22 protein-coding genes and 1 pseudogene are annotated in these 25,812 nt (G+C 69.4%); 9 read left to right on the top strand and 14 right to left on the bottom strand.

Features of this window, described 5'->3' with window-relative positions; all coding sequences use genetic code 11:
- Positions 1-456: 456 nt before the first annotated feature.
- Both AB0F68_RS31515 and AB0F68_RS31510 read right to left on the bottom strand, forming a co-directional pair.
- Positions 457-780, bottom strand: a complete 324-nt coding sequence (locus AB0F68_RS31515) for a hypothetical protein (RefSeq protein WP_357344849.1) — start codon at positions 778-780, stop codon at positions 457-459.
- Between the two features lie 498 nt (positions 781-1,278).
- A complete protein-coding gene (locus AB0F68_RS31510; RefSeq protein ID WP_357344847.1) occupies positions 1,279-1,572 on the bottom strand; it encodes a hypothetical protein in 294 nt (97 codons plus the stop codon).
- 532 nt (positions 1,573-2,104) lie between these two features.
- Here AB0F68_RS31510 and AB0F68_RS31505 point away from each other — a divergent pair.
- Complete coding sequence (locus tag AB0F68_RS31505) at positions 2,105-3,403, top strand: MFS transporter (RefSeq protein WP_357344845.1); 1,299 nt, start codon at positions 2,105-2,107, stop codon at positions 3,401-3,403.
- Between the two features lie 190 nt (positions 3,404-3,593).
- Entirely contained in the window at positions 3,594-4,067 is a 474-nt protein-coding gene (locus AB0F68_RS31500; RefSeq protein ID WP_357344843.1) for a hypothetical protein, read from the top strand.
- Positions 4,068-4,149: 82 nt separating this feature from the next.
- On the opposite strand, the gene AB0F68_RS31495 is transcribed toward AB0F68_RS31500, so the two are convergent.
- A complete protein-coding gene (locus AB0F68_RS31495; protein ID WP_357344841.1) occupies positions 4,150-4,872 on the bottom strand; it encodes an SDR family oxidoreductase in 723 nt (240 codons plus the stop codon).
- Between the two features lie 71 nt (positions 4,873-4,943).
- On the opposite strand from AB0F68_RS31495, the gene AB0F68_RS31490 reads away from it, so the two are divergent.
- Entirely contained in the window at positions 4,944-5,741 is a 798-nt protein-coding gene (locus AB0F68_RS31490; RefSeq protein ID WP_357344839.1) for a helix-turn-helix transcriptional regulator, read from the top strand.
- A gap of 86 nt (positions 5,742-5,827) precedes the next feature.
- Here AB0F68_RS31490 and AB0F68_RS31485 read toward each other — a convergent pair whose 3' ends face one another.
- From AB0F68_RS31485 to AB0F68_RS31465, 5 genes and pseudogenes are all read right to left on the bottom strand, one after another.
- Positions 5,828-6,628: a SigB/SigF/SigG family RNA polymerase sigma factor gene (locus AB0F68_RS31485; protein ID WP_357344837.1), complete on the bottom strand. Its 801-nt coding sequence runs from the start codon at positions 6,626-6,628 to the stop codon at positions 5,828-5,830.
- Positions 6,629-6,783: 155 nt separating this feature from the next.
- On the bottom strand, positions 6,784-7,512 hold the full coding sequence (locus AB0F68_RS31480) for a GAF and ANTAR domain-containing protein (RefSeq protein ID WP_357344835.1): 729 nt from the start codon (positions 7,510-7,512) through the stop codon (positions 6,784-6,786).
- A gap of 95 nt (positions 7,513-7,607) precedes the next feature.
- Positions 7,608-8,306 (bottom strand): GAF and ANTAR domain-containing protein, encoded by a 699-nt coding sequence (locus AB0F68_RS31475; RefSeq protein WP_357344833.1) that lies wholly within the window; start codon positions 8,304-8,306, stop codon positions 7,608-7,610.
- Positions 8,307-8,315: 9 nt separating this feature from the next.
- Positions 8,316-9,401, bottom strand: coding sequence for an acyl-CoA desaturase (locus AB0F68_RS31470; protein ID WP_357344855.1), 1,086 nt, complete (start codon positions 9,399-9,401; stop codon positions 8,316-8,318).
- Between the two features lie 185 nt (positions 9,402-9,586).
- Positions 9,587-9,972 (bottom strand): annotated as a pseudogene (locus tag AB0F68_RS31465) (inorganic diphosphatase); the annotation flags it as partial.
- Positions 9,973-9,990: 18 nt separating this feature from the next.
- Here AB0F68_RS31465 and AB0F68_RS31460 point away from each other — a divergent pair.
- Entirely contained in the window at positions 9,991-10,554 is a 564-nt protein-coding gene (locus AB0F68_RS31460; RefSeq protein WP_357344831.1) for a zinc-binding dehydrogenase, read from the top strand.
- Positions 10,555-10,891: 337 nt separating this feature from the next.
- Here AB0F68_RS31460 and AB0F68_RS31455 read toward each other — a convergent pair whose 3' ends face one another.
- The 3 genes from AB0F68_RS31455 to AB0F68_RS31445 form a co-directional block, all read right to left on the bottom strand.
- Positions 10,892-11,413 (bottom strand): universal stress protein, encoded by a 522-nt coding sequence (locus tag AB0F68_RS31455; RefSeq protein ID WP_357344829.1) that lies wholly within the window; start codon positions 11,411-11,413, stop codon positions 10,892-10,894.
- Between the two features lie 15 nt (positions 11,414-11,428).
- Positions 11,429-12,103: a DoxX family protein gene (locus AB0F68_RS31450; RefSeq protein WP_357344827.1), complete on the bottom strand. Its 675-nt coding sequence runs from the start codon at positions 12,101-12,103 to the stop codon at positions 11,429-11,431.
- 252 nt (positions 12,104-12,355) lie between these two features.
- The gene (locus AB0F68_RS31445) at positions 12,356-12,703 is read right to left on the bottom strand and encodes a transposase (RefSeq protein ID WP_357344853.1); all 348 of its coding nucleotides are present in this window, start codon (positions 12,701-12,703) and stop codon (positions 12,356-12,358) included.
- Positions 12,704-12,714: 11 nt separating this feature from the next.
- Between AB0F68_RS31445 and AB0F68_RS31440 the strand changes: the two genes are divergently transcribed.
- Positions 12,715-13,125, top strand: coding sequence for a hypothetical protein (locus AB0F68_RS31440; protein ID WP_357344857.1), 411 nt, complete (start codon positions 12,715-12,717; stop codon positions 13,123-13,125).
- 229 nt (positions 13,126-13,354) lie between these two features.
- Here AB0F68_RS31440 and AB0F68_RS31435 read toward each other — a convergent pair whose 3' ends face one another.
- The gene (locus tag AB0F68_RS31435) at positions 13,355-14,938 is read right to left on the bottom strand and encodes a carboxylesterase family protein (protein ID WP_357344825.1); all 1,584 of its coding nucleotides are present in this window, start codon (positions 14,936-14,938) and stop codon (positions 13,355-13,357) included.
- A gap of 474 nt (positions 14,939-15,412) precedes the next feature.
- Here AB0F68_RS31435 and AB0F68_RS31430 point away from each other — a divergent pair, with 474 nt between their 5' ends.
- Positions 15,413-15,829, top strand: coding sequence for a hypothetical protein (locus AB0F68_RS31430; RefSeq protein WP_357344823.1), 417 nt, complete (start codon positions 15,413-15,415; stop codon positions 15,827-15,829).
- Positions 15,826-16,284, top strand: coding sequence for a hypothetical protein (locus AB0F68_RS31425; RefSeq protein WP_357344821.1), 459 nt, complete (start codon positions 15,826-15,828; stop codon positions 16,282-16,284). Before AB0F68_RS31430 ends, AB0F68_RS31425 begins: the two co-directional genes overlap by 4 nt.
- Positions 16,285-16,715: 431 nt before the next feature.
- Here the strand turns inward: AB0F68_RS31425 and AB0F68_RS31420 are convergent, their stop codons facing one another.
- Positions 16,716-19,379, bottom strand: a complete 2,664-nt coding sequence (locus AB0F68_RS31420; RefSeq protein WP_357344819.1) for a transcriptional regulator — start codon at positions 19,377-19,379, stop codon at positions 16,716-16,718.
- 271 nt (positions 19,380-19,650) lie between these two features.
- Between AB0F68_RS31420 and AB0F68_RS31415 the strand changes: the two genes are divergently transcribed.
- Together AB0F68_RS31415 and AB0F68_RS31410 are read left to right on the top strand one after the other, a co-directional pair.
- The gene (locus AB0F68_RS31415; protein ID WP_357344817.1) at positions 19,651-21,573 is read left to right on the top strand and encodes a hypothetical protein; all 1,923 of its coding nucleotides are present in this window, start codon (positions 19,651-19,653) and stop codon (positions 21,571-21,573) included.
- A gap of 613 nt (positions 21,574-22,186) precedes the next feature.
- A complete protein-coding gene (locus AB0F68_RS31410; protein WP_357344815.1) occupies positions 22,187-24,040 on the top strand; it encodes a xylan 1,4-beta-xylosidase in 1,854 nt (617 codons plus the stop codon).
- Between the two features lie 221 nt (positions 24,041-24,261).
- Here the strand turns inward: AB0F68_RS31410 and AB0F68_RS31405 are convergent, their stop codons facing one another.
- Positions 24,262-25,806 carry a glucoamylase family protein gene (locus tag AB0F68_RS31405; RefSeq protein WP_357344812.1) on the bottom strand — a complete coding sequence of 515 codons (1,545 nt, stop codon included), beginning with the start codon at positions 25,804-25,806 and terminating at the stop codon, positions 24,262-24,264.
- Positions 25,807-25,812: the final 6 nt, after the last annotated feature.

The raw sequence follows: 25,812 nt of genomic DNA, 5'->3' as shown, positions 1-25,812 counted from the left end.
ACGTCCTGTTCGCCATGCTCCGCGACAAGAACCCCTACCAACCCCGCCCCACAGCACCGATCGCCGCTTGACGAAACCCATAGGGACACCCCCCCTGCGCCAGCCGGCAGCAGGTAACCACCGCTCCATCAAAGCGGGGGGAACTCAGCGGAAACGCCGGTCGGCGTTCTGCTTTTCGCCCCGGAAACCCGTCTGTCCGGTCTAACCGTCGTTGACCCCGGAATGCCGCTGTTGGCCGCCCCTTGTCGCACGTAGATCGCACGACCCCCCCTCGTCATGCCGGCGTGCTCCGGTCGGCCGGGAGAGCGTCGCCGACCCCTGCCTTGCAAAGATCAAGACGGCTTTCGGCGGACGCCTGCAACTGCCGTCTGCCTGCCCGTCCTGTCGCTGGTCGTCGGCCTCCGACCGGTTGCGTCGGCGGGCTTGGCTGTACGGATGGCTGTACAGCCAACCGCGTCACCGTCGCTCGCTCAGTGCCCACCATCGCGGGTGGCTTCGCTGGCGTTCTCGCGGCTCCGGTCCCGTGATGTTCTCGGGCGGGTACCAGACGCCCCGCCAGACGGGCACCCCAAGCGACCAGCCGCCGTGCATGGTGCCGGGCTGGAAGTCCTTCAGATCTGGATCCTCGACAACCCTCGTCATCGGTGGCACATGCTGTCCGTACCGGTGCCTGACGATCTCCAGGCAGTCATCGAGATCCTGGCCGGTCACACCCACCACTGGTGGCCAGCCGCGCGGGTAGATCGCGGAGATGTCGAAGTGGAGCCAGTACCTGTTCATCTCTCCCGGCCGCCTTCCGCCACTGCAAGGACGGTACCGGCAGGCCGGGAAGGTGCTACTTCGGGCAGAGCCTCAGTTTGGAAGACCGTTGCTCGCTGACCCGAGATGCCCGGAACGCCTGCTCGCGCGCTCGGTCTTGCTGACCATTGGTACCCCTTCACGACCGTGGGCGGACCCGGTTACTGGCACGCCGACGGCACGTCTGATCTTGGGATGTCATCCCACGCACTACGGCTCGCGGGATCTCCTCGGTCAGGCAGGCTCGTCCCTGCGCGAGGTTCCCCGGTCGTGTCAAGGCTCGCCGTAGGCGACCGCGAAGCGGCTTGGCCTTGGCGCGGCCGGGGGTTCTCGCGTAGCCCTCGCGGTGCCTGAGCGAGGGGAGCCCGCCCGGCGCCTGTCCGCGCTGATCTCCGAGGGAAGGCCGGGGTTCGGGGCGGAGCCCCGAGGTGGCACAGGGAGAATCGTGGAGCGTCGTGCCAGTCGATTGGTCACGTGCTGTTACTCGGCTGGTGGTGCGATCAGGTAGACAACGCCGCCGCCGATCGCGAGTAGGCCGACGAGCATGAACCCGATCCCAACGATGTACCGGCCGAGGGTGAACGCGCCGTCGCTCCTCACCTCCGCCGGGGTCTGGTCCTTGCCTGACATCCACCCGGTCAATCGGCTCTTGGCCATCTGACGGGCGTGCTCGTCTACGACGCCGAAGATGTTCGCAATCTGGATGAGGCCGACAAACCCAAGAAGCAGGCCGAACCCGATGAGGCCGAGCCCTCTCTGGATGTGCAAGGGCATGATGGCTCCAACGTGAGCGGGTGGGTCCAGCAACGTGCGAAGCCAGGGTAGGCGATGCTGGCACGATGCGTGGCCGGCCGGCTCGGCCGATGCCGGCCGGAGGTCGCCAGCAGGCCGGGGCCGGGCCGGCGCGGCCCGCTTGCGGGCCGCCTTGATCCTTAAGAGGTCAATTCGGCAACGCGACGCGGTCGAGCCTGTCCCTCCGTCGACTGACGTGCGACACGCGTCCGCCAACTGATCCGCCACAGTCGGCGCGCGGAATGCGGCAGATGTGCGCACCTGATCATGCCAAGGCAACGGCGTCGCCCGCTGGCCGCGAACGCGACGAGCCATACCCACGCGATCGCCATGACAGCGTCTTGTGCCCTACGGCGACCCCACCGGTGGGGACTTGTCGTTGCCCGCCGTGTCGACCTGTCCGGGCACGCCTGAAGGGTGCCGGGCGATGTGGACATCCCGGCGGATGCGGCCCTGCCACGCTCAGACTCTCGCTGGGCCCTACCGCCTTGATCCCGCGCCTTAGCGTGGCAGGGTGGCAGCACCCCGCATGGCACCGCCGTCAGAGATGAGCTGCCGGCTGACGTTCCTGTTCGCAGTGGCGGCGGGAGCGGCCATCGCCAACCTGTACTGGGCGCAGCCGCTGCTCAGCTTCATCGCAGGCGATCTACGCGCCGCGACCGCGACGGCCGGCTGGTTCGTCACCGCGACGCAGGTCGGGTACGCCGTCGGCGTGCTGCTGCTCGTCCCGCTCGGCGACGTCCTGGACCGCCGCCGGTTCGTCCCGGTGATGCTGCTGACCTCGGCCGCCGCACTGCTGCTGTGCGCGCTGGCGCCGTCGATCGGCGTACTCCTCCTCGCACTGGGTGTGCTCGGCGTGACGACGATTTCCGGGCAGGTCCTCACACCGCTCGCCGGGGACCTGGCCGGCGACGCCCGCCGCGGTCGGATCGTCGGCGTCGTCGGGTCCGGGACCCTGACCGGTATCTTGGCCTCCCGCACGATCAGCGGGTTCGTCGCCGGCGCCGCCGGGTGGCGTGCGATCTTCGCCCTCGCCGCGGTCGTCGCCGTCCTGCTCGCGGTCCTGCTCTACCGCGCTATTCCACCGCTGGCACCGCGGGCGCGCATGCCGTACGCGCAGCTCATCGCCTCGGTCGGCGCGGTGGTCATGCGCGAGCGGGCGGCCCGATGGACGCTGGTCCTGGCCGCTACAGGGTTCGCCGCGTTCTCGCTGTTCTGGACGGCGCTGACGTTCCTGCTCAGCGGCCCACCGTTCCGGTACCCGGTAGCGGTGATTGGGTCGTTCGGGTTGGCTGGCCTCGCTGGTGTCCTTTCCGGCCTGCACGGCGGTCGTCTGCACGACCGCGGTTGGTCGCTTCCGGCCACCGGCGCTGCCTGGGTACTGGCCCTCGGCGCCTTCGTCGTCGCGGCGTTCGCCGGCCGGTCCGTCGTACTCATCATCATCGCGATCATCATGATCGATGTCGCCCTCCAGACGCAGGCCCTCCTCAACCGGGCGCGGCTGTTCGCTCTCTCCCACGATGCCCGCAGCCGGCTCAACACGGCGCTCGCCACCGGCAACTTCATCGGCGCTGCCATCGGCTCCGCCGCCGCGACCATGCTCTGGTCCGCGGGCGGCTGGACAGCGGTCACGATCACGGGAATGGCGCTCTGCTGCTTCGCGCTCACCGTGTGGACGCTGGGACGTCGGGGTCCACTCGTGATCCGCTTCGCCGTGACGGACCGCGCTGTAACGGACCGCAGTGAAAACTCCCTCAACCGCGCGAAATTCGCACGTAATGCTCGTAGTACTCCGGAGTCAAACCCGCCATGACGCCCTCGTGCGCAGTTCACGCGTCCGCTTCTCGACACGTCCGGACGGCAACCGGGCCAGCTCGGCGTGACGGTGCGTAGCGTGCGGATCGCCAGATGAGCGCGCCCGCTAGTGGCGCCGTTCGGCCGGTCAGGACCCGAGGCGGGGTATTTCTTGACTCTCGACCCGGTCGAGGGCTGACCCTTCCTGGGTGACGTCTAAAGAGCGCGACCAACGATCAGTCCCTCTCGCGATTGACCTGGAGATGCTGCGGACGGTACTGCGCGCCGGCTGGGGAGCGGATACCTGCGACCCGCACGATGTGCAGGATTGGCACGCCAGCAACGCAGCCCGTGGTCAATGCGGGGTGACTGCCTTGATCATTCAGGACCTGCTCGGCGGAGAGCTGATCCTCGGCGAGGTCCGCGCCGGAGACGCCAAGGTCGGCTACCACTACTGGAATCGATTGGCCGACGGCCGCGAGGTCGACCTGACAGCTGACCAGTTCCAGCCACCGGAAGTCGTTGTCGGCGGTCAAGTCCAGCAACGCCCGCCGGGCCCACCTCGGCGATGCCGCCAGCAGTACGAGATCCTGCGGGACCGCGTCTTCGCAGCCCTCTACGGCGGCAATCCACGCAACAGTGACGGCCGGCCAACAGGCCGAGCGCACGAACGGCGGCAATAGCGTGTGTCTCGATTAGCGAGGCAGGCGCAGCGCTGACTCGGATGCGATGACGCCGAGGTTGGGCGGGTTGCGCGAGTGGTGATCACCACGGCACGCGGGTTCCGTCCCAGGAGAGGAATTCGCCGGTGGGGCCGTCGTCGGGCAGCAGTGCCAGTTGGACCGCGCCAGCTGCGGCTTCGGCCGGGTCTCCGCCGCTGGCGGCGGCGGTCACGTTGAGATTGGTGCTGCGTAGCCCGGGCGCGAGGGCGTTCACCTTGAAGCCGTCGCCGGCGAGCGCCTGGGCGTAGAAGACTGTCAGCGCGTTCAGTGCGGTCTTGGACGATCGGTATGCGGCGAGTGAGCCCGTCGCGGGGAACTGCGGCTGCGGGCCGGTACTCCAGCCCAGTGATCCAGTGCCGCTGGAGAGGTTCACGATCCGGGGCCGGGCGGAGCGGCGCAACGCGGGCAGGAAAGCGTTGGTGACCGCCACGACCCCGAACACGTTCGTTTCGTAGGTGCGGCGGAAGGCGTCAACGTCGGTGTCGGTCACCGGGTTCAGGTCGACCGAGATGCCGGCGTTGTTGACCAGGATGTCCAGGTTTTCGACTTGACGGGCGGCGTCGGCGACGCTCTGGCCGTCGGTGACGTCGAGGGTGAGTAGTCGAGCGTTGCCGCCGATCTCGTCGACAGCCCGCTGTCCCCGCTCCGGGTCGCGAGAGCCGAGGTAGACGATCAGCCCGGCGGCCGCGAGCTGCCGCGCGATTTCCTTGCCGATGCCTTGGTTGGCGCCGGTGACCAGTGCCGTGGAATCGTTCATGGTGTTCATGCTGCAACGATGCCGACGGCGACCGGGCCGATCCAGGGATAACCGATACCTGGCTCTGGAGGAGGTGGATCATGGCGGGACAGGAGTTGGCGTGGTTCCTTCGGCAGCGGCGGGAAGACCTACGCCCCGCCGATTTCGGCCTGCCCGCCGGTCCGCGCCGTCGTACCCCCGGCCTGCGCCGTGAGGAAGTCGCCCAGCTGGCCCACATGTCCGTCGACTACTACGCCCGACTCGAACAGGCCCGGGGCCCCCATCCGTCGCCGCGGATTCTGGACGCCCTCGCCGACGCGCTGCGGGTCTCCCCAGCCGAGCGGACCTACCTGTTCCGGCTGGCCGGGGCGACTCCGGCACCACCCGCCGGGCCGGTACGCCAGGTCCGCCCGCATATGGTCAACCTGCTGCGCCGCATCCCCGAGGCTGCGGCCGTCGTCACCGACGCCAGCTACGACGTGATCGCCTTCAATCCGCTCGCCGACGCCCTGCTGGGTAACCTCAGGCAGGAGCCCAACCTGGCCCGCCGACGGTTCCTGGGCCTCGGCAGCTACGAAAGCTCCAGCGCCGAAGAATTCGGTCACATCGCGGTGGCGCGGCTGCGCGCCGCCGCCGACCGCTACCCTCGCGACGAGCGCCTCGCCCGCCTCCTGACCGGGCTGCGCGCCGCCAGTCCCGAGTTCACCGAGATCTGGAACACCAACCCGGTACGAGCCCCTAGCCACCGGATCAAGACCATCACCCATCCACAGCTCGGCCCGCTGCGCCTCAACTGCGACGTGCTCACCATCCCCGACGACCAGCAAGTCGTCTTCATCACCGCCGACCACGGCACCCCCACCGCCCGCGCCTTACGCCACCTGGGCGCTGTCGGCTGACGAGACCCTTCATACACCGAGTCGACAAGGCCACGCGCTCTCCACGATTCGGCCCCGGTGCCCGAGCGGTCCGGGAGGATGACCGGTCAGCTGAGCATCCCGGCCCTGAGCTCGGCCAGGGAGCGTTTCAGCAGCCGGGAGACGTGCATCTGTGACAGCCCGACCCGGCTGGCGATCTGCGCCTGGGTCAGGTCGCCGTAGAACCGCATGGTCAGGATCCGACGCTCACGCGGGGGGAGCGCCGCGAGGATCAGCCGGAGTGTCATGTGGTCGTCCACGGCGGCGTATCCCGGATCGACGGCGCCGGTGAGCGCGATGCGCTCGACGCCGTTGCTCCCGGGCTGCGGCTGGTTCAGCGACGGCAACCGGTAGACCTCCGAGGCGGCGAGGGCGGCCAGGAGTTCGGCGACGGTCACCTCCAGGTGGCCGGCGAGTTCTCCGTCCGTCGGTTGGCGACCCCGTCGCTGCCCGAGTTCGCTCCGGGCGGCGGGCACCCGGTGAGTCAGTTCCTGGGCTGCGCGCGGCACCCGGATCGCCCAGGCGGTGTCCCGGAAGTGCCGCCGGATGGCGCCGAGGATGGTCGGGATGGCGTAGGCGGCGAACGGCGTCCCCCGCTCGGTGTCGTAGGCGTCGACGGCCCTGATCAGGGCGAGCGCGCCGACCTGTGCCAGGTCCTCGTAGGGCTCTCCGCGACCGGTGTAGCGGCGGGCCAGCCGACCGGCCAGCGGCAGGTTGGCCTCGATGATCCGGGATCGCAGCCGCGCGCGGTCGGGATCGTCTGCAGTCAGGCTCGCACGTCGACGCAGCAGCCGTTCACTGTGCCCCGTTGCCGCGTCGAAAGGCGGAGGAGGGAAGACCGCGGTCGCTGTCGCGATGGGGGTGAGCATTGTTCAACGCCCCTTACGGGCTGGTGGCGGCGAGACTGGCGGCCACCGGGGACCCGGGCGACATGCCCACCGTACGCCTCATCTCGCGGCTCGGCACCTCCGCCGGCAGCGCTCCCGGGAGCCGGCTGTTCAGCGGGCCGGCCCGGGGCGGGTCGTCAGCCGCGCCGGTCGACGGCCGGCCCCGCCGCGAACTGCTCGGAGCCGTCGACGATCGCCTGGGACAGTTCGGACAGTCGCCGGTTGCGGCTGCGGGCGCCGTCGCGCATTAGCGCGAAGGCTTCACCCACGTCCACGTGTAGGCGCTCGGCGATGACCCCCTTGGCATGCTCGATCAGGACTCGGCTGTTGAGCGCGGTCTGCAGCTGTTCGGTGAGGATGTCGCGGCGGTGGATGGCACGTTGCTGCAGCAGTCCGATGGTGGCCACGTCGGCGAGCGCCTGTCCGATGCGGAGCTTGCCCTCGTCGAGGGCCCCCGGCTGGACGTCGAAGAGGTTCAGCGCGCCGATGACCTCGGAACGCAGGCGCATGGGCAGGGCGTGCACCGCGGCGAAGCCGACCTCGGCCGCGGCGGCGGTGAACCTCGGCCAGCGGCCGGCGGTCGGCAGGTCGACCACCGACACCGCCTGACCGGTACGAAAGCAGTCGACGCACGGACCCTGGTCGGTCTGGAGCTGGAACAGCTCCAGCAGTCGGGTGCGTTCGGAGGAGGCGGCGACCACCTGCAGCGTGTCCCGTTGGTCCGTCAGGAGCAGCCCGGCCGCCGACACACCCAGCAGTTCGACACACCTCTCGGTCAGCCCGTGCAGGAACTCGATCACGTCGGAATCGTCGACGAGAGTGTCGGCCATTTCCACGAACACGTCCGCCAGCTGGCTCTCGCCCATGTCACTCACCCTCGTCGAACCATAGTCCCGCCGGCTCTCCGGCGGTACGGGGCCGTGGTCCGCGCCGCCGTCTCGCGACGGCCGCAGTCGGGCTCTCACCCGGCCCCGCCATCGCGTGCGTCGTCGGTGGAGTCGAAACGCAGGCGGCGGGCTACCACGTCACCTGCCACATCCCGCAGGCGCCGGCCGTGGGAGTAGGCGAAGGCGCGTAACCGGATCAGCGCCACGGCCGCGGTCACCCCCAATTGGACCGTGACCATCCCCGTGGCCTGGTGCACCTCGGGGTGCTGCAGACCGGCCTGCTCGGGCCAACGCTCGTCCCGATCCAGCCGCGCGCCATCGAGCAGCACCGAGCACGCCGTGTCAGCCAACACCAGGGCGTCGGCCAGCTGCTCGCCGGCGAGGCCGCCAGACCGCGCACGGTAGAGGTCCAGTACACCGAGACGGATCCCGCCGACCTGGAGCGGCAGCGCGAACACCGCACGGACCCCGGCGAGCACCGCCGCCGGGGCGAACGCCGGCCAGCGGGCCAGGCATTCCGGCGCCGCCAGATCGGCGACCAGATACGGGCCGCCGGTGATCGCGTCCACGCACGGACCCTCACCGAGGGTCAGGGCCAGCTCCTCCAGTTCCGACGCGGTCCGGTCACTGGCGAACAGCGCCTCGCGTGGGGTGGCGCGCAGCGTCACCGCGACAGCGGCAGAGTCGACGCCGGCGACCGCCACCGACGCGGCGCAGACGTGCTCGACCGCGACCGTCCCGCCCCGGGCCACGTCCACGACCACGACCAACATCCTGGAACGTCACTGGCGGCCGTTGGCTGCGACGAGGCCAGCGTCGGGCAAGTCGGCCGGTTCGGGTTCTCGAACCGGTTGTCCGCTGCGACCCACCGTGTGCAGATGGTGCAGCGCTTGTCGGTAGGAGTCGAGGAGGGTGGTCTCGAGGTAGGGCAGGCCGTGCTCGAGGCAGTAGGCGCGGACGATGGGCCGGGCGTGGCGTAGCGAAGCGCGCGGCATGCTGGGGAAGAGGTGGTGTTCGATCTGGTGGTTCAGGCCGCCGAGCAGGAAGTCGATCAGCCAGTTGCCACGGACGTTGCGGGAGGTCAAAACCTGGCGGCGAAGAAAATCCGTATCGTCGTCCTCCGCGAGGATCGGCATGCCCTTGTGGTTGGGGGCGAAGGCACATCCCAGGTACGCACCGAACAGGCCCTGCTGAACGACGACGAAAACCAACGCCCGCCACGGGGACAACACCACGACGACCGCGGTGAGGTACGCGGCGGCGTGCAGCCCGAGCAACAGCGCCTCCCGGCCACGCTCCCGATAGGTGGAGCGTGACAACGCCCGGACGCTGGCCACGTGCAGGGAGACGGCCTCGAGCAGCAGCAGCGGAAAGAACAGGAAGCCCTGGTAGCGGGCGAGCAGCCGACCGGCACCGCGCCGCGTGCCGGCCTGCGTGCGGGTGAACACGAGGCTTTCGCCCGAGATATCGGGGTCGAGGCCCTCCTGGTTGGGGTGGGCGTGGTGGCGGTGGTGTTTGTCGACCCACCAACCGAAGGCCAGACCGATCGCCAGGTTGCCGTGCAACAGCCCGACCAGCTCGTTGGCGCGTCGGGACCGGAAGATCTGCCGGTGGCCGGCGTCGTGGCCGAGGAACCCGGTCTGGGTGAAGACCACGGCCAGGAACGCCGCGGTGACCAGTTGCCACCACGAGTCCCCCAGCAGCACGAAGATCGTCCATCCGGCGACAACCAACGCGGCGTTGACTACGATCTTGATCGTGTAGTAGGTCGGACGCCGGTCGAGCAGGCCTGCCTGCCGCACCCGGGTCAACAGTTCGGCATACTCGCTGCCGCGACGGCGCTGCAATCCGGGCCGCACCTGCGCCATGGTCGAATCGATGCTGCTCACGGTTCCTCCCGGCAATCGACGCTGAAGCATGCTGCCGGGGTCTGGAGCAAACGCTTCCCTCAGTCTACTCCGCCACCCGTACGGCTTACCTGAACGGCGCGATCAAACGCCCGGCCGGACAGCGAGTAGGCGGACGAGGGCTCCGGGGGCTCGGCCTGGCGCGGTCATCTGGCACAGGTCGGCTGGCGGTCGCGTTGCTGTGAGCTTCTGATCTCCGCCTCGGCTTCGGTCCGGCCGGCCCAGACCCCGCGTTCGATGTCGACGCTTTTGCTCGGCTCCAGGTCCTTGTACACCGCGAAGAAGTGTTGGATCTCCAGCTTGTGGAAGTGTTCCAGACCCGTGATGTCGCCGAGATACGGGCGGGGGTCAGCCGTAGGCACGCACAGCACCTTCGGGTCGGGCCCCTTCTCGTCCCGCATCCGGAACATGCCGATGGCCCGGCATCGGATGAGGCAGCCGGGAAAGGTCGGTTCCTGTACCAGCACCAGCGCGTCGAGGGGTCGGTGTCTGCGCCGAGGGCGTCTTCGATGAAGCCGTAGTCGGCCGGGTACCCAGCGATGTCATCGCCGTGGTCGGCGCGGGGCCGATCGAACTGTCGGCCACCAGTGGGGCCCGGGTCTTCAACCCGAGCCTGATCGTGGCGATCGACCAAATGCCGGGGCGGCTCGACGCGGCCAAGCAGTTCGGCGCCGACATCCTGGTAAACAACGCCGAACAGGATCCGATAGCGGCCGTACGGGACCTCACCGCGGGGCTCGGTGCCGACGTCGCGGTCGAGGCCGTCGGAGTGCCGGCGACCTTCGAACTCGCGGTTGACCTGGTACAGCCGGCGGGACGGATCGCGAACATCGGCGTGCACGGCAAACCGGCCACGCTGCACCTTGACCGACTCCGGTCACGGGACCTGACGATCACCACCGGGCTGGTCGACGCCTACTCGACTCCGACCCTGCTACCTGCTGGCCAGCAGGCAGATCAACGCTCGGCGCTTCGTCACCCACCGCTTCGACTTCGGCGAGTTCATCGAGGCCTACGACACGTTCTCCAACGCTCGAGAGACCGGAGCGTTGAAGGTCGTCCTCAGCCGGAGCTGACCGGCAGCCGGTCAGCGATTCACCGGTACCGCCCGTGACAGCCCTTCGACCGTCACGGGCGGTACCGATCAAATCCCCGGTGCCTCCGATCAGATCGGAGGCACCGGCCCGGGTTACCGCACCGCACCCTTTAGCACGGTGCGGGCCCGTTCGCCGCACCCAGCGGCGACGAGAACCTCAAATCGGCTGGGTACGGTGGCACTCTTGCAGGTGAAATCGCGACGGCCGCCGGTCAGTGCACGTCGAGGTGATGGTCGGCGAGACAGTCGACCACCTGCTGGGCCTCCGCGTAGGTGGGACAGCTCCCAAGAGATACCTGCTCCGGGGGCGGCCGGGCAGGTAGTTCGCCTCGACCAGCCGATGTGGTCATTCGCATCATGATCGCTTCCCGGTCTGCCCGTGCGTCCGCTCTGCTGGTGGCACCACCACCACCGGACAGGACGCGTGCTGGACACAGTGCTGGCTGACCGACCCGAGCAGCATCCCGGCGAAGGCGCCGTGTCCTCGGCTACCCACCACCAGCAACTGCGCCCCACTGGCTGCGTCGAGCAGCACCTGAGCGGGATGGCCGTGCAGCACACGGGTCAGAATCTGGACGGGTGCGCCACCCGCGGCCTCGTCCGCAACCGCCTCCGCGAGAATCTTCTCGCTGACCGCGGCGAAGCTGACGTCTTCGAACACCGCCGGCGACCACCCGTACGCGAATCCGTATATTGCCGGGTCCTGCCACGCGCTCACGGCCTCGACCCTCGCGTCGGTCAGCTCCGCCTGGGTCACTGCCCACCGCAGCGCCGTCCTGGATCCCGGCGATCCGTCGACCCCGACGACGATGCGCCGGTCATGCTCCGCAACCTGGTTCATCTCGACCTTCTCAATGCTGTTGCCCGCGCCCTGCATGGAGACCGCCCGGTCCTACTTCAGCCAGGCGGTGCGTCGCACCAACGGGATTTCGGCCCAGATGGCGCCGAGACCGAGGGTGCTGCCGGCGCCCAGCATGGCCAGGACGATCAGCACGGCGGCGTAGATGAGGTGGTCGTCCATGAACGGATTGCTGGCCGGCGGGAGGACCGCGGTCCACATCATGAGGGTCAGCAGTGCTCCGCCGGCGGCGGCCAGCCGCATCGCGACGCCCAGGATCAACGCGCCGCCGATGGCGAGCAGCGCGCCCATGAACAACAGGTCGGTCAGGCCGGCGCCGGCGATCGAGTGGTAAAAGCCCATGAACGGGCCCTTGGTGGCGGATCCCAGGAATCCCTCCGTCGGGCTGCCACCGTTGACCCAGGACTTCGAGGCGGTCGTCTCGTGTCCCAGGCCGAACATCTTGTCCAGGAACGCCCACAGGAAGATCCAGCCCAACGCGAGCCGGATGCCCGCGAGCAGATACCGGACCGCCGCGCTCCGGTGTGGGCCGACCTCGGTCCTGGGGGTCGACGCCGATCCACGGCCACCGTCGGTGGCGGTACCGATCGACCTGACCTGCTCCCCCGCGGGCTGGTGCCCGGCAACGTCCGGCACCAGCGGCGCCAGGTCGGCGCTCGGCACGGATGTGCGTACGGCGCTGTTGTGATCCTTGGCGATGTAGGCCATCGCGCTCACATTCCTTCGATGCTCATCGAGCAGTCCCACGACGCGAACGGCCGTGGGTAGGTCACGTGGTCGGGCCGGCGGATCGGTGCCACAACCGGTCGGCCGGCCGCGCACAGCGCGGTGCGACAGCAACGGGATCTGGTCGGTTCGTGGGCGGATCGACGGCGGCGGGCGGTCAGCCACCGGGGGCCCGAGCGACACCCTCACCATACGCGCAGTCAGCGGGAAAGGCTTCGCGCCGACCGGGGCGAATCAACCGGGCTGGTGGGGAAGCGGGTTCGATCCGACATCGCCGCCGGCGGTGGGGGGAGCGTAGGCTGCGGGTGTCGCTCGGGACCCCGGTGGCTGACAGTCCACCGCTGGTGCACGCGCCCTCGGTTGAGGTCCCGATGACGGCCCGATCCCCGTTCTGGGAAGCAATCGTGGCGCCGCTGTGTCCGGGGTCAAGGGATGCAGCCGGGCCTGATCGGTGCGCACCGTGTCGGCCAGTACGAACGCGTCGAACCTGTCGTCCCTGTTGCCAGCCGGGCCGTAGCCTCCGCGCAGGTTCTTGATCTGGTTCGGTGCGATCACGAACACGGTGAACCCGGCCTCGACCAGGGCGTCGGAACATGGCGGAGGGCGTGCTGTGGATCGCGCCCGGCCGGTTCCGCTACGACCGGCACCAGGTCGATTTCTGCAGGTTGCCGTACAGCGAGGCGGTCGCGGTGATCCTGGAGGCGGTCGCCCGTGTCTATCCCGGCTACGCCATCTCCCGGGTGATCCCACCCGGCGACGCCGGCCGGTTCCACGTGCTGCTGGCGGCCAAGCGGTCAGGCACGTACACGATCAGCATCGCCTTCCACACCGACGCCGACCAGCCCACCGTCTCGACCGCCATCCCGGTGTACATCCGGCGCCTACGCAACGAGCGCCTGCCGCCGGACGGCATCGACGGCACCTCGTTTGCCATCGACAACGGCCGGCTGGTTCTCGGCTCCAAGGGCGGATACGAGTACTGGCCGTTGCAGGAGTCGCCGTAGCCCGAGTGCAACGCACTCAACTCGGCACGACCACGCGCCGTACGCGGCAGATCAGTACGCCTGATCATGGTTCGACGTTGCCCGTCGAGCTCATCATCCGTGGCTCCGCCTTATCGGAACCATACGAAGCACCCAGCAGACGACAACGACAGGCAGCGGCATACAGAAGGGCTGTCGACCTCGATGCCAGCGCCCTCGGCGCGGCAGAAGAGTGCGCTCGAGCGGCGCGCTACGGCAATCCGTTCCAGAACGCGCATTGATGGTCCGCCGCAAAGTCGACGGGAGCGGTATGTCCGGCGGTGAGCGCGAGCACCGGACCTGAGCTGTGATAGCGGGGCCAGGATGGCGCTGCATCAACGTTGGGGTTGCCGGTTCGAGCGAACCGGGTCCAGTAGGTAATCATCAGCCCGGAGAGGGTCGGGTCTGGCGGCGGCGGGGGCGACAGCGTGAAGGTGCCGTCGAACAGGTATGGCAAATCGCTGCCGTGGGTGGCGCCCAGCGGAAATTCGCCGACGTGTCGACCGCCGTCCTGTTCGAACTCATAGGCGTATACTGGCGCGCGCCGGGCGGCGGCGTCGTCGGCGAGCAGGACCCGGCAGGCCCCGACCGCGTGTCCCCAGTCGGTGAGAAGGGTTGCGAGGGCGAGGCCCGGGCTGGGGTACGCGGTGACGGGGTAACGAGCAAGAACGCCCGGCGCTTGGTCCCCGAAGAGCTGCGTGACCACGGTTGGATAGTCCGTCGCGGTCAGCGGTGCACCGCGCTGGTCGAACAGCGAGGCAACCGTCTGGCGCATCTCGTCCTGGGTGCTGCCCTGGATCAGGGGCACCGCGACGGCCGTTCCGTCTTGCAGGGCAAGCAACGGTTGCTGTGGTATGGCTGGAGTGCCGGCGACGAACTCCCAGCTCGTGCTGGATAGGCCGGCCGCGGTGAAGTCTTGCGGTACGCCGGTGCCGGCGAGTTCCGCAGCGGGCTTTGCGCGCAGGCACGCCAGCGTGCCTGCCGCAGGTGGACACCCGAGCGCGGTGGCCACGACGGTACCGCGCTGCTGAGCAACGGTGCCGGTGATGAGGCCGTTGCCGCATGGTCCGCTTTGGACGATGGCCTTCTGGAATAGGCCGGTGGAGGAGGTGGCCGCGAGGTGGGCGCAGACGGCGATTCCGCCGGCGGACTGGCCGAACAGGGTCACATTTGCCGGATTGCCGCCGAACGCGTGCGCATTGGCCCGTATCCATCGCAGCGCCGCCTGCTGATCGGCGAGCGCGTAGTTGCCGGCGTACGGGTCGTGTGCGGCAAGTTCCGGGAGGTCGAGGAAGCCTAGCGCGCCGAGCCGGTAATTGAGCGTCACAACAACCACCCGGCCCGACTCCACCAGGCGGGCCGGGTCGTAGTCCGATCCGGTCCCACCGGTGAATCCACCGCCGTGCAACCACACCATGACCGGCAGTCGAGCGTCAGTGCGGGCGCCGGCGGGCGTGACGACATTCAAGTACAGGCAGTCCTCGTTGCCTACGGGTGGCTGCCCAGGCCAGCCTCGCTGCGGGCAAGGCTGACCGGGCGTCGTGGCGTCGCGGATACCCGTCCAAGAGGCAGGCGCCTGCGGCGCCCGCCAGCGCATCTCGCCCACCGGCGGGGCGGCGTATGGAATCCCCCGGAAGCTGTCGTGGTCAGCCTCCGCAACGCCCCGGACGACACCCCCGGTAGTTCGCGCCACTGGCGCGGACGACGCTCCTCCGATCCCGGGTTGGAACACGAATGCGCCCGCCGGAACCGCACCGACGAGCACAATCAGCACACGTGCAAGCTTCGAACGCATGGCGCCCAGCGTGGCCGATCCGTTCGGCAACGACGTCCACCAGTCAACGTATGTCGAAATAGTCGCTGGTGGTACGCGCCTTCAAAGAGCCGGTTCAGTTCGTTGATCGCGGCGGTCGTTGCGGGTGGTGGTGACATGGTCGTCGGTGTGGGATGCCGCGACTGCGAACGAGGCGGCCCTGGTCGAAGGTTTCCACCGACCAGTCGATCTGGTGGACCACGTTCGCAGTAGGTAGCGCCCCTCTCGCCGCGCGGCATCGAACTCGTCGACGGACTCGGCCACGTCGGTCCGTCGGCATAGTGTCAACGGCTGATTGGAACCGCCCGGCGGGAGCCTACGCGATGTGACGTACCGCCGGCGCAGTCGCCTTCGTTCCCGGACGTAGTTCGGATTGCTACCAGGAGCCGACGACCGGGCCTGGTGGTTCGGGCATGATGCGGTTCAAGATCGGACGCGAAAAGGGAGCAGGTACCGATGGACGCCATTACACCGGTCTCGGACTCGAGCGCGAGGCTGCTGCGGACCGTGCTTTTTCTCGACGCGGCGGTCTTCTTCAGCGCCGCGCTGTTCAACTTCGGCCTCGAGGTCCCGCTGGGCTTCACCACGTTGCGCTTCGCTGATTCGATCTGGCAGGCGGGAACCGGCGAAACCGTCATCAGCGCGGTGCTGCTCGCGGCAGGGCTGACCGGAGGTCGCCGCTTGTCCTGGGTGGCGTTGGTGATGTCGGTGCTGGGCATAGCCTTCGGCCTCTCGTCGGACCGAGTGCAGGGAGCCGCCCGCGACCTACATGTCGTCATGATCGCGCTTGCCGTCCTCGTGTTGGCGCTGCTGTTGGCCACCGGCCGGCGGCCCGTGGCGGACCGCGCCGCGTCCACCGAGGAGGCGAAATGACCGCCAACCGGCCGAGCCGCATGGACTACTGGCGACGACGGCCCCCTGCGGCGGCCGGAGTAGTGATGGCGCTCGCGGCGGCGGCATTCGCCGTCGTGTCCATCGTCCATTTCGGGGTCGACATTCCGGTCGGCTTCACCACCATCAGCGATTCCTTCCCCGGCGCCGCCCCTCCGGAGGCCATCATCGCGGCCGTCGTGGCGATCGGAGCGACCACCGTCCTCACGCGGCGGACGAAAAGCAGGGGAATTGCGCTGGGGACGACATCGTTCGCGCTCCTGGGCACCGTCTACGGGCTGAACATCACACTGAACAGCACCCGTACCGGCGACGTCGCCTACCACCTCAGCATTCTGGCCACACTGCTCATCATCCTCGGCCTGCTGCTCGTGCCGGGCAGGTCGGATGCCCAACCGGCTCGGGACGTCAGGAATGACGTTCGATCGTCGTCGTAGCGACTGCCGGCGGCCACCGGGTCCCGCGGAGCGTGGCCGGTGGCCAGCCGGCCAGTCAACCTCGGGCGTCATCAAAAGCCCACAGTCGACGTCTGGGCGGTGGAGCTCCACGTATTCCGCTTGAAAGAACGCCGGTAGCCAGCTCTGATAGCACAGCCCACGGGCTCTCTGCCGCCCGGATCGCTCGTCGATCGGTTGCCGACACCGAGACGGCTTCCGCATCGGCACCTGCAGGAACAGCACCAGATTGAAGTCAAGGTCGAGTGCACCGACATCGGCAGAAGCGGATGCGGAACTACCCTTCGGCTCTCTCTGTCCGGTCGAGCGCTAACGGCGGCGGGCCGCTGGCGCGCTGCGCACCGCCGTCGGCACCGCTGGTCACAGCTCAACGCTCGGTCTGGCCTCAACCCGTGCCCCCGGGCCGCTGCTGCCTACTTTTCGGCCAGGCTGTCGCCAATCTGGGTGGCCAGGGCGATGGTCTCGCCCTGGGGTTCGGCGTCGAGGTCGGCGAGGGCTTTGCTCAGGGCGCGTAGCAGGGTGCGGATGCCGTCGGCGTCGCCGAGGGCGTGGCGGGCGTGCATGGCTCGGGTGTAGAGGGTTTCGTTGTAGTGGTCCAGGCTGATGGCCTTGTCGAGCAGGTCGGATGCGGCCTGCGGGTCGCTGTGGATTAGGTCGTCGGCGAGCAGGAGGTGGGCTTCGGTTCCCCATCGGCGTATGGCTTCGCGGTGTGGTTGGAGCCATTCGTAGTCTCGGCCGGCGGCCAGTGGCGCGGTGTAGAGGTTGCAGGCGGCGGTGAGCAGGTCGCGGCGGCGGGGGCCGGTGGCGATGGTTGCGGTGCGCAGGAGGTCGCGAAGTTTCCAGACGTCGACGTCGACGGTGGCTGGGTCGAGTCGGTAGCGTCCGGCGGTTTTGATGAGGTAGGCGTTCTTGGTGTCTGCGGTGCCGGCTCGGCGGAGGACGTGTCGCAGGTTGCTTGCGTTGGTGTGGGCGCGTTGGTCGGCTTGGCTGAGGCGGGCGTCGGGTTCGAGGTATTCGCCGATCTCGCGGGTGGTGACTCCGTCAGGGTGGCAGGCGAGGAACACGGCGAGTTCGAGGGCTTTGGCGCGCAGTGGCCGGCCGGGCTGGGTGATGTTGTCGATCCGCGGCTCGCCGAGCACCCGGAGCTGTGCTTTGTGGGTGGTCGCGTCGGGCTGCGCCGTGACCGGGGCCAGCTGTTCGGTGGGCTTGCTGTCGGTTCGGTTGGCGTGCAGTGGGACGACCGAGACCGGTACAGCGGGTGACGCGACAGCGGGCGGTTCACCTGTCTGCGCTTCCCGTAGCGTCGTGAGGATCTGGATCGCCGTGTCGTGATCGAGCACGGGCAGGCGTGGTGGCACCGCCTCTGCCGCCTGGCCGCACACGAGTGTGGTGTGGCCGTCCGGGCCTACCTCGATGGTAGGGCCGTGGGTCCATTCGCCGAGCAGCAGCGCCGAGACGTGCAGGTCGGCGCCGAGGGCGAGTGCGGTCTTGGCGCGCATGCGGGCGCCGGCGGGCGGGGTTTGGGTGATGAGCATGATCGGCGGCAGCGGTTCCTCGTCGGAGGTCTGCTGGCGCGGGGTGTCCAGGTCCGTGAGGGCGTGTTCGTCGAGGATGCGGCTGCGGTGCAGGAGTCTGGCTTCCATCACGGCGAGCAGGCCACCCGTGCTGTCGGCGATGTGCAGTCGTGGCCACGGGGTGAGGGACGCCGCGTCGGGGCCGAGCAGTGCTTCCAGGGTGGCGGCGTCGATGATGACTTCGCCCCGTGCGTCGGGGTGATGCGGGCCGCCGGATGCCAGAACCGCAACGAGGGCGGCGCGGGCCGCGGCGTGGGCGCCGTCGCCGACGATGCCGGTTCCACCCGGCGGCAGCGGCGCGAGGTCGGGCACGAGTGCGGGCGGCTCGGTGTGGTGGTCGTCCGGATTCGGCAGTTCGGAGTTGCGTGCCACGGCGCGGCGCAGGTGGAGTACCGGCGGTGGCAGTTGTGTGGGTGGGTCGGCATCGGGCTCGCCGGTGTATCGGCGGTGGCGCTGCGCCCAGACCAGCCCGGCGGTGGCGCTGATCGCTGCGGCAAGTGACCAGGGCAGCCAATTGGACGGCGATAGCTGCACCCCGTGCTCGTCAGTTGCGACGGTCGCGCCTTGTGTGTCGCCCGCGGCTGGCGAGGTGGACCGCGACGCCGACGCGGCGGCGGTGGCGGTCCCTATCGGGGTCGACGGGGTGGACTCTAGGGCGCTCGGAGTCGCCGATGGTGTGCTGCTGGGGATTGGTGCGGCTTCCTGATCGGGCGTGGCGGGCGGCACGGTAGGACTCCGCGAGTCTGAGGCGGCACTTGGCGATGCCGAAGGGGTCGCGGTCGATGGTGATGGCGCGGGCGGAGCGGGCGGTGCCGCCGGTGTGGCGGTCTCCGGTGGGCGGGCGTCGGCGGGCAGCCGCAGCTCCCAGCCGGGGTAGATGAGGTTGCAGTCGCGTAGGGTGCCGCCGATTCGAGGGAAGTGGCGGTGCTTGTTCAGGCGGCAGATCTCCGGCCATCTGTCCGCGTCGCCGAGCCACTGCTTGGCGATTCTGGACAGGGTGTCGTGTCGCTCGACGGTGTAGACATAGCGGGTGTCGGCGACCCGGATCAGCGCCGGACCCCGCGCGACCGCTTGCCGAGGAATCACACCGCCGCCCTCAGCGGAGGCGACGACGGCGGCGGACCTGTCAGCGCCCTCCCCCACGTTGGGGGATCCGACGGAGGTGACGGCGATCGCGGCGGTGCCGGCCAGGCCGAACACGAGCCGGTTCAGCGGTGCCGGAAGCCGCAGCGCCGGGATCCGCCACCGGGTCAACACCGCGAACAACTCCGCAATCAGGAGCAGCGCGAACACGGCCCACAGCAGCCACAGCGCCCAGACGGCCGTGCCCGTAAGCACGTTCGGGGTGAACCGTCCGCTCGGCTCGTCGAACCAGGCGACGACCTGCGGCCACGTCGGAAGCCGCCGCACCGGGCTACCACCGACGGTCCACAGCAGCGCAGGCACGCCGACCAAGAAGATCAGGGCCCCCACGACGGCGCGGACTACCTGGACCACGGCCACCGACCGCCGCCTTGGCGGCCGAGCCGATGACGACTCGCGCGGCACATAGACCGTGGGACGCGCATACTCGGCCAGCCGACTGGGTTTGTCCCCCGACTCCTGCGGCACTCTCTCGCCTCCACCCGCGCCGATGCTGACCTTCCCCCGCATACACGAGGATGACTGCCGACGGCCACCTCATGGAGAAGGATTCTCACCATACGCGCACAAGAGATCACTGCGCGGGACTGAAGTTGACGATCCACTCCCCCGCCGGGAGACACTGCCGCACATGCCAAACGGGGGCATCCAGCTATCCATCGACCTCAACTCGGCGGCCATCGCCGCCACCATCGACCGACACGGCGCCCGGATCCCCGTCATGCTCGACGGTCGCCTCGCCATGCCGCACGGCGTCGCCCTCGATTCCACCGGCAACATCCACATCGGAGTGCCCGCGGCGGCCCAGCCTTCAGAAGGCCATCAGTTCGTCAGCGACCCGCTGGAGCTGCTCGGCAGACCGGCAGCAGACCAGCCGGTCGACGGCGTGCAACTGCTCGCCGCCCAGCTGTGGCATGTCGCCGACCAGGCCGCCCGTCAGGCCGGGGAGCCGATCACCGCCCTGACGGTGACCATCCCGCCGAACTGGGGACCGCGCCGCCGGGCACAACTCGCGGATGCGGCAGCCCGGGCCAGCCTGCCCGCCCCGGCCATGGTCACCGCACCAGCAGCCCTCGCCGCCTACACCACAGCCCACGGGGTCACCGCACCTGACGGCTCCTGCCTGCTGATCTGCCAGGCCGATCGCCATCCGGTCACCCTGACCATCCTTCAGGCGAGCCCGGACGGGTACCGCGAGCTGGCCACGCGGTCGATCGACCTAGCATGCGACCTCAACCAGGTTCTCGCCCAACGAATCGTCGACGCGGCCACCAGCGACGACGACCCGCTGCGAGCCGAGATAACCCTGTCCCCACAGTACCGGGACAGCTTCGCGCTGCTGGAATCCGTCCGCCAGGCCCGACAACTCCTGACCGCACAAGGCCGTGCGCCGGTGCTGCTCCCCGCACCCCGCAAGCCCACGGTCATCACCCACGACGACGTCGCCATCGCGGCGCAACCCCTCCTCGACAGGGTTCACGACGCGGTCCAAGAGACCCTCGACGCGGCCGACATCGACAGCCAACACCTCAGCGGCGTCATCCTCCGCCAAGCCGAAGCAGTACCCGGCCTGCAAGACCGGCTCACCACAGCCACCGGCCTCACCCCGGCAGTCCTGGCCGACCAGTTCCACGCCCTCGCCGAGGGCGCCCTGACGCTCACGGCACCACACCAGCACACACCCACCGCCGCCAACACCCACCTACCGCGGGTCCGACTGCGTATCCGGGACCTGACCAGCGCCCTCCTGCTCGGCGCCTGCTCTCTCACCCTGCTCCTTCAAGCCATCTTCACCGCGGACATCACCACCACGTTCCTGCGCGTCGTCGGTGTCCGCACCTCGCTACCGCAACTGGGCGCCGCCGGCGCGCTCGCCATGCTCACGGCATTCGCCGTGGCGCACCTCGCCCCCACCACCTGGCTCGCCGGAACACCCAGCACGGCAACCCTCGAACCCGCCACCGGCGGCCTCATCCGACGCGGATACCTCGCCGCCGCCGTCGGCGGCGCAGTCACCGCCGGCCTCTACGGCCTGGCCACCGGCACCTCCGTCCGGTTCGACTACAGCCCGTACCTGAGATGGACCCTCAGCTCGGCACTGCCACTCGCCGTCTGCGCCGCCGTCATCGCCGCGACCGCACCCCGCATCCCCGCCAACACCCTGCCCGCCTGGCTCGCACGCACCCGGCCAGCGATCCTGCACGCCGCCATCGCCACCACCGGCATCTACCTCATGCGGGCAGCCCTCACCATCACCCCACCCGTCGACCTGACCGGCATGCCCGGCCTCATCGGCAGCGCCGGAGCCGCCCTCCTCGGCGTCGCCACCGCCCTGACCGCAAGCCGAAGCCGCACCATCCGCACCGTCACCGCACCCGGCCTCGGAATCGGCTACGCCATCGTCTTTACCAACGACACCAACGGGGCACTCACCGTCGGGTACCTCGTCGCCCTCACCTGGTGGGCAGTTCGGCTCACCGGCCACACACTGCGACTCGCGTTCCCCACCGCCGGGGAGGCGCTACGCCGTCTCATGGACGGAAGGACCACCTGACGCTGCAGGAGCACACCGAGGACAGCGACCTGACCTTCCGTCAAGGCCGCGCGTCTCGAACTCCGGTTTCACACCAACACCGTCCAACTGCGACGGAGCGACGCTGTGATCGAGGCGATGTCCGAACCTGGCCAGCACGGCCTGGGCGGCAGCGTCATGCCGTCTGCGAGGAGAGACTCGTCGCCCTCCGGCTCGGCGGCAGCACCGATGGGGCAATCGCCTGCATTTCGGAGTCAGCTACCGGACGCCACCGCGCCACATCGCCCGATGGCGCATGCTGCGGCTCTGTCCATGGTCGCGGTGTGGGTCGCGCCGAGCCTCAACAGGGCACCGGCCCCGATCCCGGGTCGCCGTCTGAATCTGACCGAGCACCTGATGCTCTTCGATCGGCGGCCCTTGTTGCCGGCCGCTCTTAACGTCGGCCTCTCGCGACCGCTGGCGCTCCAGCCCGCCGTGGTCGAGGGGCTGCGAGGGACCGAGTCCCGGGTGGCGTTCCTGTCTGCTACCCGGTGCGCAGCGCGAGTCAGCCGCCGCCGACAGCGGATCGCACGACCGACGGTAACCGGTTACAGTCCTCGAAACCGGCTCAAACACGACCGTCAGGAGGTACCCGGTGACGAACGCCAGCGGACCCGAGCCGTCCGACGCCCGGACCGATTGGGAAGCCCGGCTCGCTCGGCGCAGCGATGAGGGCGGCACGGCCGCTCTACCCGACCTGCCACCGCCGGCCGGGCTCACCGTCACCTCCGGCCACGGACACGTCCGCCTTTCCTGGGAGCCCGTCGACGGCGCGGTCGGCTACCTGGTGCATCGTGCAACGCTGGACGGCGACCGGGTGTCCGGGCCGTTCACCCCGGTGGATCACCTCGGCGGAGACGTGCTCTCCGTTCCAGACTCCTGGTACGTCGACACCACCGGCACCCCGGGCGAGCGGTACGCGTACGCTGTGGCCGCCGTACCCGAGGTGACCGTGACAGGCGCGCTGAGCGACCCAGTCCCGGCGGCCGCCCTGCCGGCCGCCGCTGAACCGCCCACCGTCACGCTGCGCCTCGACGCGGACGCCGCGGGCACCACCCTGCACCGGCCCTGGCAGCTGATGATCGGCAGCGAGCGACTGTCCCAACTGCTCTGCCGGGAACACTCCGGCGGCCGGGAGATCAGCACCGAACTGCTGGCCGCGCTGCGCCGGGTACGCGAGGAGATCGGCGTGAGCACCGTGCGGGCGCACTCGATCCTGCACGACGACCTCGGCGTCTATCGCGAGGTCGACGGCGAGCCGGTGTACGACTTCAGCCGGGTGGACCAGATCTACGACCTGCTCCTGGGCATCGGAATGACGCCGGTGGTGGAGATCGGGTTCATGCCCCGCGACTTGGCCAGCGACCCGGACCGCACCGTCTTCACCTACCGCGGCATCATCTCCCCGCCGCGCGACTGGGACCGGTGGTCCGGGCTGGTTCGGGCGCTGGTGGCCCACCTGCTGGACCGGTACGGCGAGCAGGTGCTCGGTTGGGACTTCGAGGTGTGGAACGAGGCCAATCTGGAGGTCTTCTGGACCGGTAGCCGCGATGAATGGATGCGGCTGTACGACGTGACCGCCCGCGCGGTCAAGGACGTCGACCCGCGGATCCCGGTCGGTGGACCCTCGTCGGCTGCCGCCGGCTGGGTGGACGCGCTGCTGGAGCATGCCGTGCGGTCCGGGGCACCGGTGGACTTTGTCTCCACCCACACGTACGGTAGCCCGCCGCTGGACCTGCGGCCCACCCTGGCCCGCCTCGGCTTCCCCGATGCGCGGATCCTGTGGACCGAGTGGGGCGTCACCCCCACCCACTTCCACCCGGTCAACGACGGCATTTCGGCCGGCACCTTCCTGCTCACCGGCATGCGGTCGGCCGCCGGCAGGGTCGACGCGCTGTCCTACTGGGTAGCCAGCGACCACTTCGAGGAACTCGGCCGGCCGCCGAGGCTGCTGCACGGCGGGTTCGGCCTGCTCACCGTCGGCGGCATCGCCAAGCCGCGCTACCACGCCCTGCGGATGCTCGCCCAGCTCGGCGAGGTCGAACTGCCGGTACGGGCCGCCGGCGACGGTGCCGACGGCTTGGTGCAGACCTGGGCCAGCCGGCGCGCCGACGGCAGCCTGGCGATCCTGGTCTGGGTGGCCACCCTCGACCAGGACAAGCGGGACGGGGACCCGGCGCTGGCCCGGCGGATCCGGTTGGTGATCGACGGCGCGGCCGGCCGGCCCGCCCTGGTTTCTCGGCTCGACCGGGAGCATGGTGATATCACCACCCTCGCCGACCGGCTGGGGGTTGCCGAGTGGCCGACGGACGAGCAGTGGGTCGCGTTGCGTGCCGCCGACCAACTGCCGGTGGAGAAGGTGCAGCCGGCTGCCGAGGCCGGGTCCGCGGTGATCGAGCTGGACGTGCCGCAGCCCGGGGCGGTGCTGGTCCAGGTCTGCGAGGCCTGAGGCAGGTCTTCCCCGGCCGGCGCCGTCCCACCGACGCCGGGATGTGTCTGCGGCCGCGCGGTTCCGCGGGCTCGCACCACGGCGCAAGATCGTGCTCGATCAGGGAAGTAGGGCCCTCAGCGGGCGGCCGAGGGCCCTACCTCCCTGATCAACGGGATGAACCAGCTGCGGCGGCGCCGCCGGGTGAACGGGCGGGCGCCTGCGTCGCGATGTCGCTCATGTCATGAAGCGGCTTCGCGCAGCTGCGGAAGGTTCTGGTTGGCCGGCACGTTGAACGTCTCCTTCGCGATCAGTGGACGGATCCGGCGTTCGAACTCCGGCGAGACGAACGCGCGGCGGACGAGATCGTTGGCGAGTTCGTTGCCGAGCGCACCCATGATCATGGCCTGGTCGAGCGACAGGTAACGCTTGGCGACGGCGCCGCTGCCGACCGCGATCGCGTCGTAGAAGCCGCCGGGGCCGTACGAGTCGAAGTTGGCCTTGAGCCGGGCGAGGTTGTCGACGACCGCTGCCTTGGCGTACGGGAGAGCGAGGAACGCCGCGTGCGGGGTCACCACGCCGTCGCCGTAGTTGGGGTCCGGGCCGGCCGGGCGGCAGTCGCCGAATCCCGCGTCATACTTCGAGCGCTGAACGTCGGACGGGTAGCCGTCGGTGTCCATGCCCATCGCGTCGACACCCCAGGCCATGTAACCGCCGGCCGGGTCGCTGGCCGGGGAGAAACCCCAGTAGCCGTACCTGGCGTCATTCATCCCGTGCTCGATCTGGCCGGCGACCGTCGCGGGATGGTTGCGGCCCCAACTGTTGGGCGCCCACCTCGCTTCGGGCACGAACAGGTCGGGCATCAGGGCCTCGAACATGTCGCCACCCCAGCTGGGTACGAACTGGATGCCGCGGTACCGGTACGCGCCCTCGTACACCGCAACGCCCTCGTGGGTGGTGTCGAAGCCGACGGGCTGCATCTCGTGCCAGCTCCAGTCGCAGGTGGCTGGCAGGGTGCGCATGGTGTTGTAGTAGGCCTTCGGCGGGATCTGGCCCATCGCGATGCCGAGGTACGTCGCTATGCGCGGTTCGGTGACCGTGATGTCGTAATGGTTGCAGGTGAACCAGACGCCGTCGCGCTGCCGCGAGCATCCCGGGGGTGGCGCGTCCCAGAAGCCGCCGGCGATCAGGCCGCTGGCCCCGAACGGGGTCGTCGCCGTCGGGTTGTAGTAGAAGCCGAAGTTCATCTTCCGCAGGATCGCGTCGGCCTTGCCGCGCAGTTCCGGCACGGCGCCCTTGACCACGTTCAGCGCGGCGGCGAGCCAGCCGTTGTCCACGCTGGACAGAAACGGGTAGACGGTGTCGCCGTTGTCGGGCCAGACCGTGACGACTGATCCGTTCCGCGGGTCGTACCAGTTGTAGTACATGCCCGACGGGGTGTGGTGCTTGAGCCGGGCGAGCGTGTCGAGGGCCTTGGCCATCCGTTCGCGGGCTTCCGGACGCGAGATGATGCCGAGCTTGCTGGCGACCACCGCGGACCACATGTAGCCGCCGATGTTGGTGGGGGACGTGTAGGTGGCGCGGCCGTCGGCGGCGAGGTCGCCGGTGATGTTGTCGGCGATGAGGCCGGTGCCGGGGTCGGTCATGGCGGTCATCGACCGCCATGTGTCTGTGGCGTAGCGGAGCAGGGCCCGGTCGGGGCCGCGCTCGTCGGGTGCCGCGCTGGCGGCCGAGCCGCCTGTCAGCACGAGCGCCAGCGCGAGGAGCGGTGCGAGAAGGCGTCGCATGGCTCT

Origin of the sequence: Micromonospora sp. NPDC023966, from assembly GCF_040639095.1 — a bacterium.
In the GTDB taxonomy this organism is placed as follows: domain Bacteria; phylum Actinomycetota; class Actinomycetes; order Mycobacteriales; family Micromonosporaceae; genus Micromonospora.
This window is presented reverse-complemented; position numbering and strand designations above follow the sequence as displayed.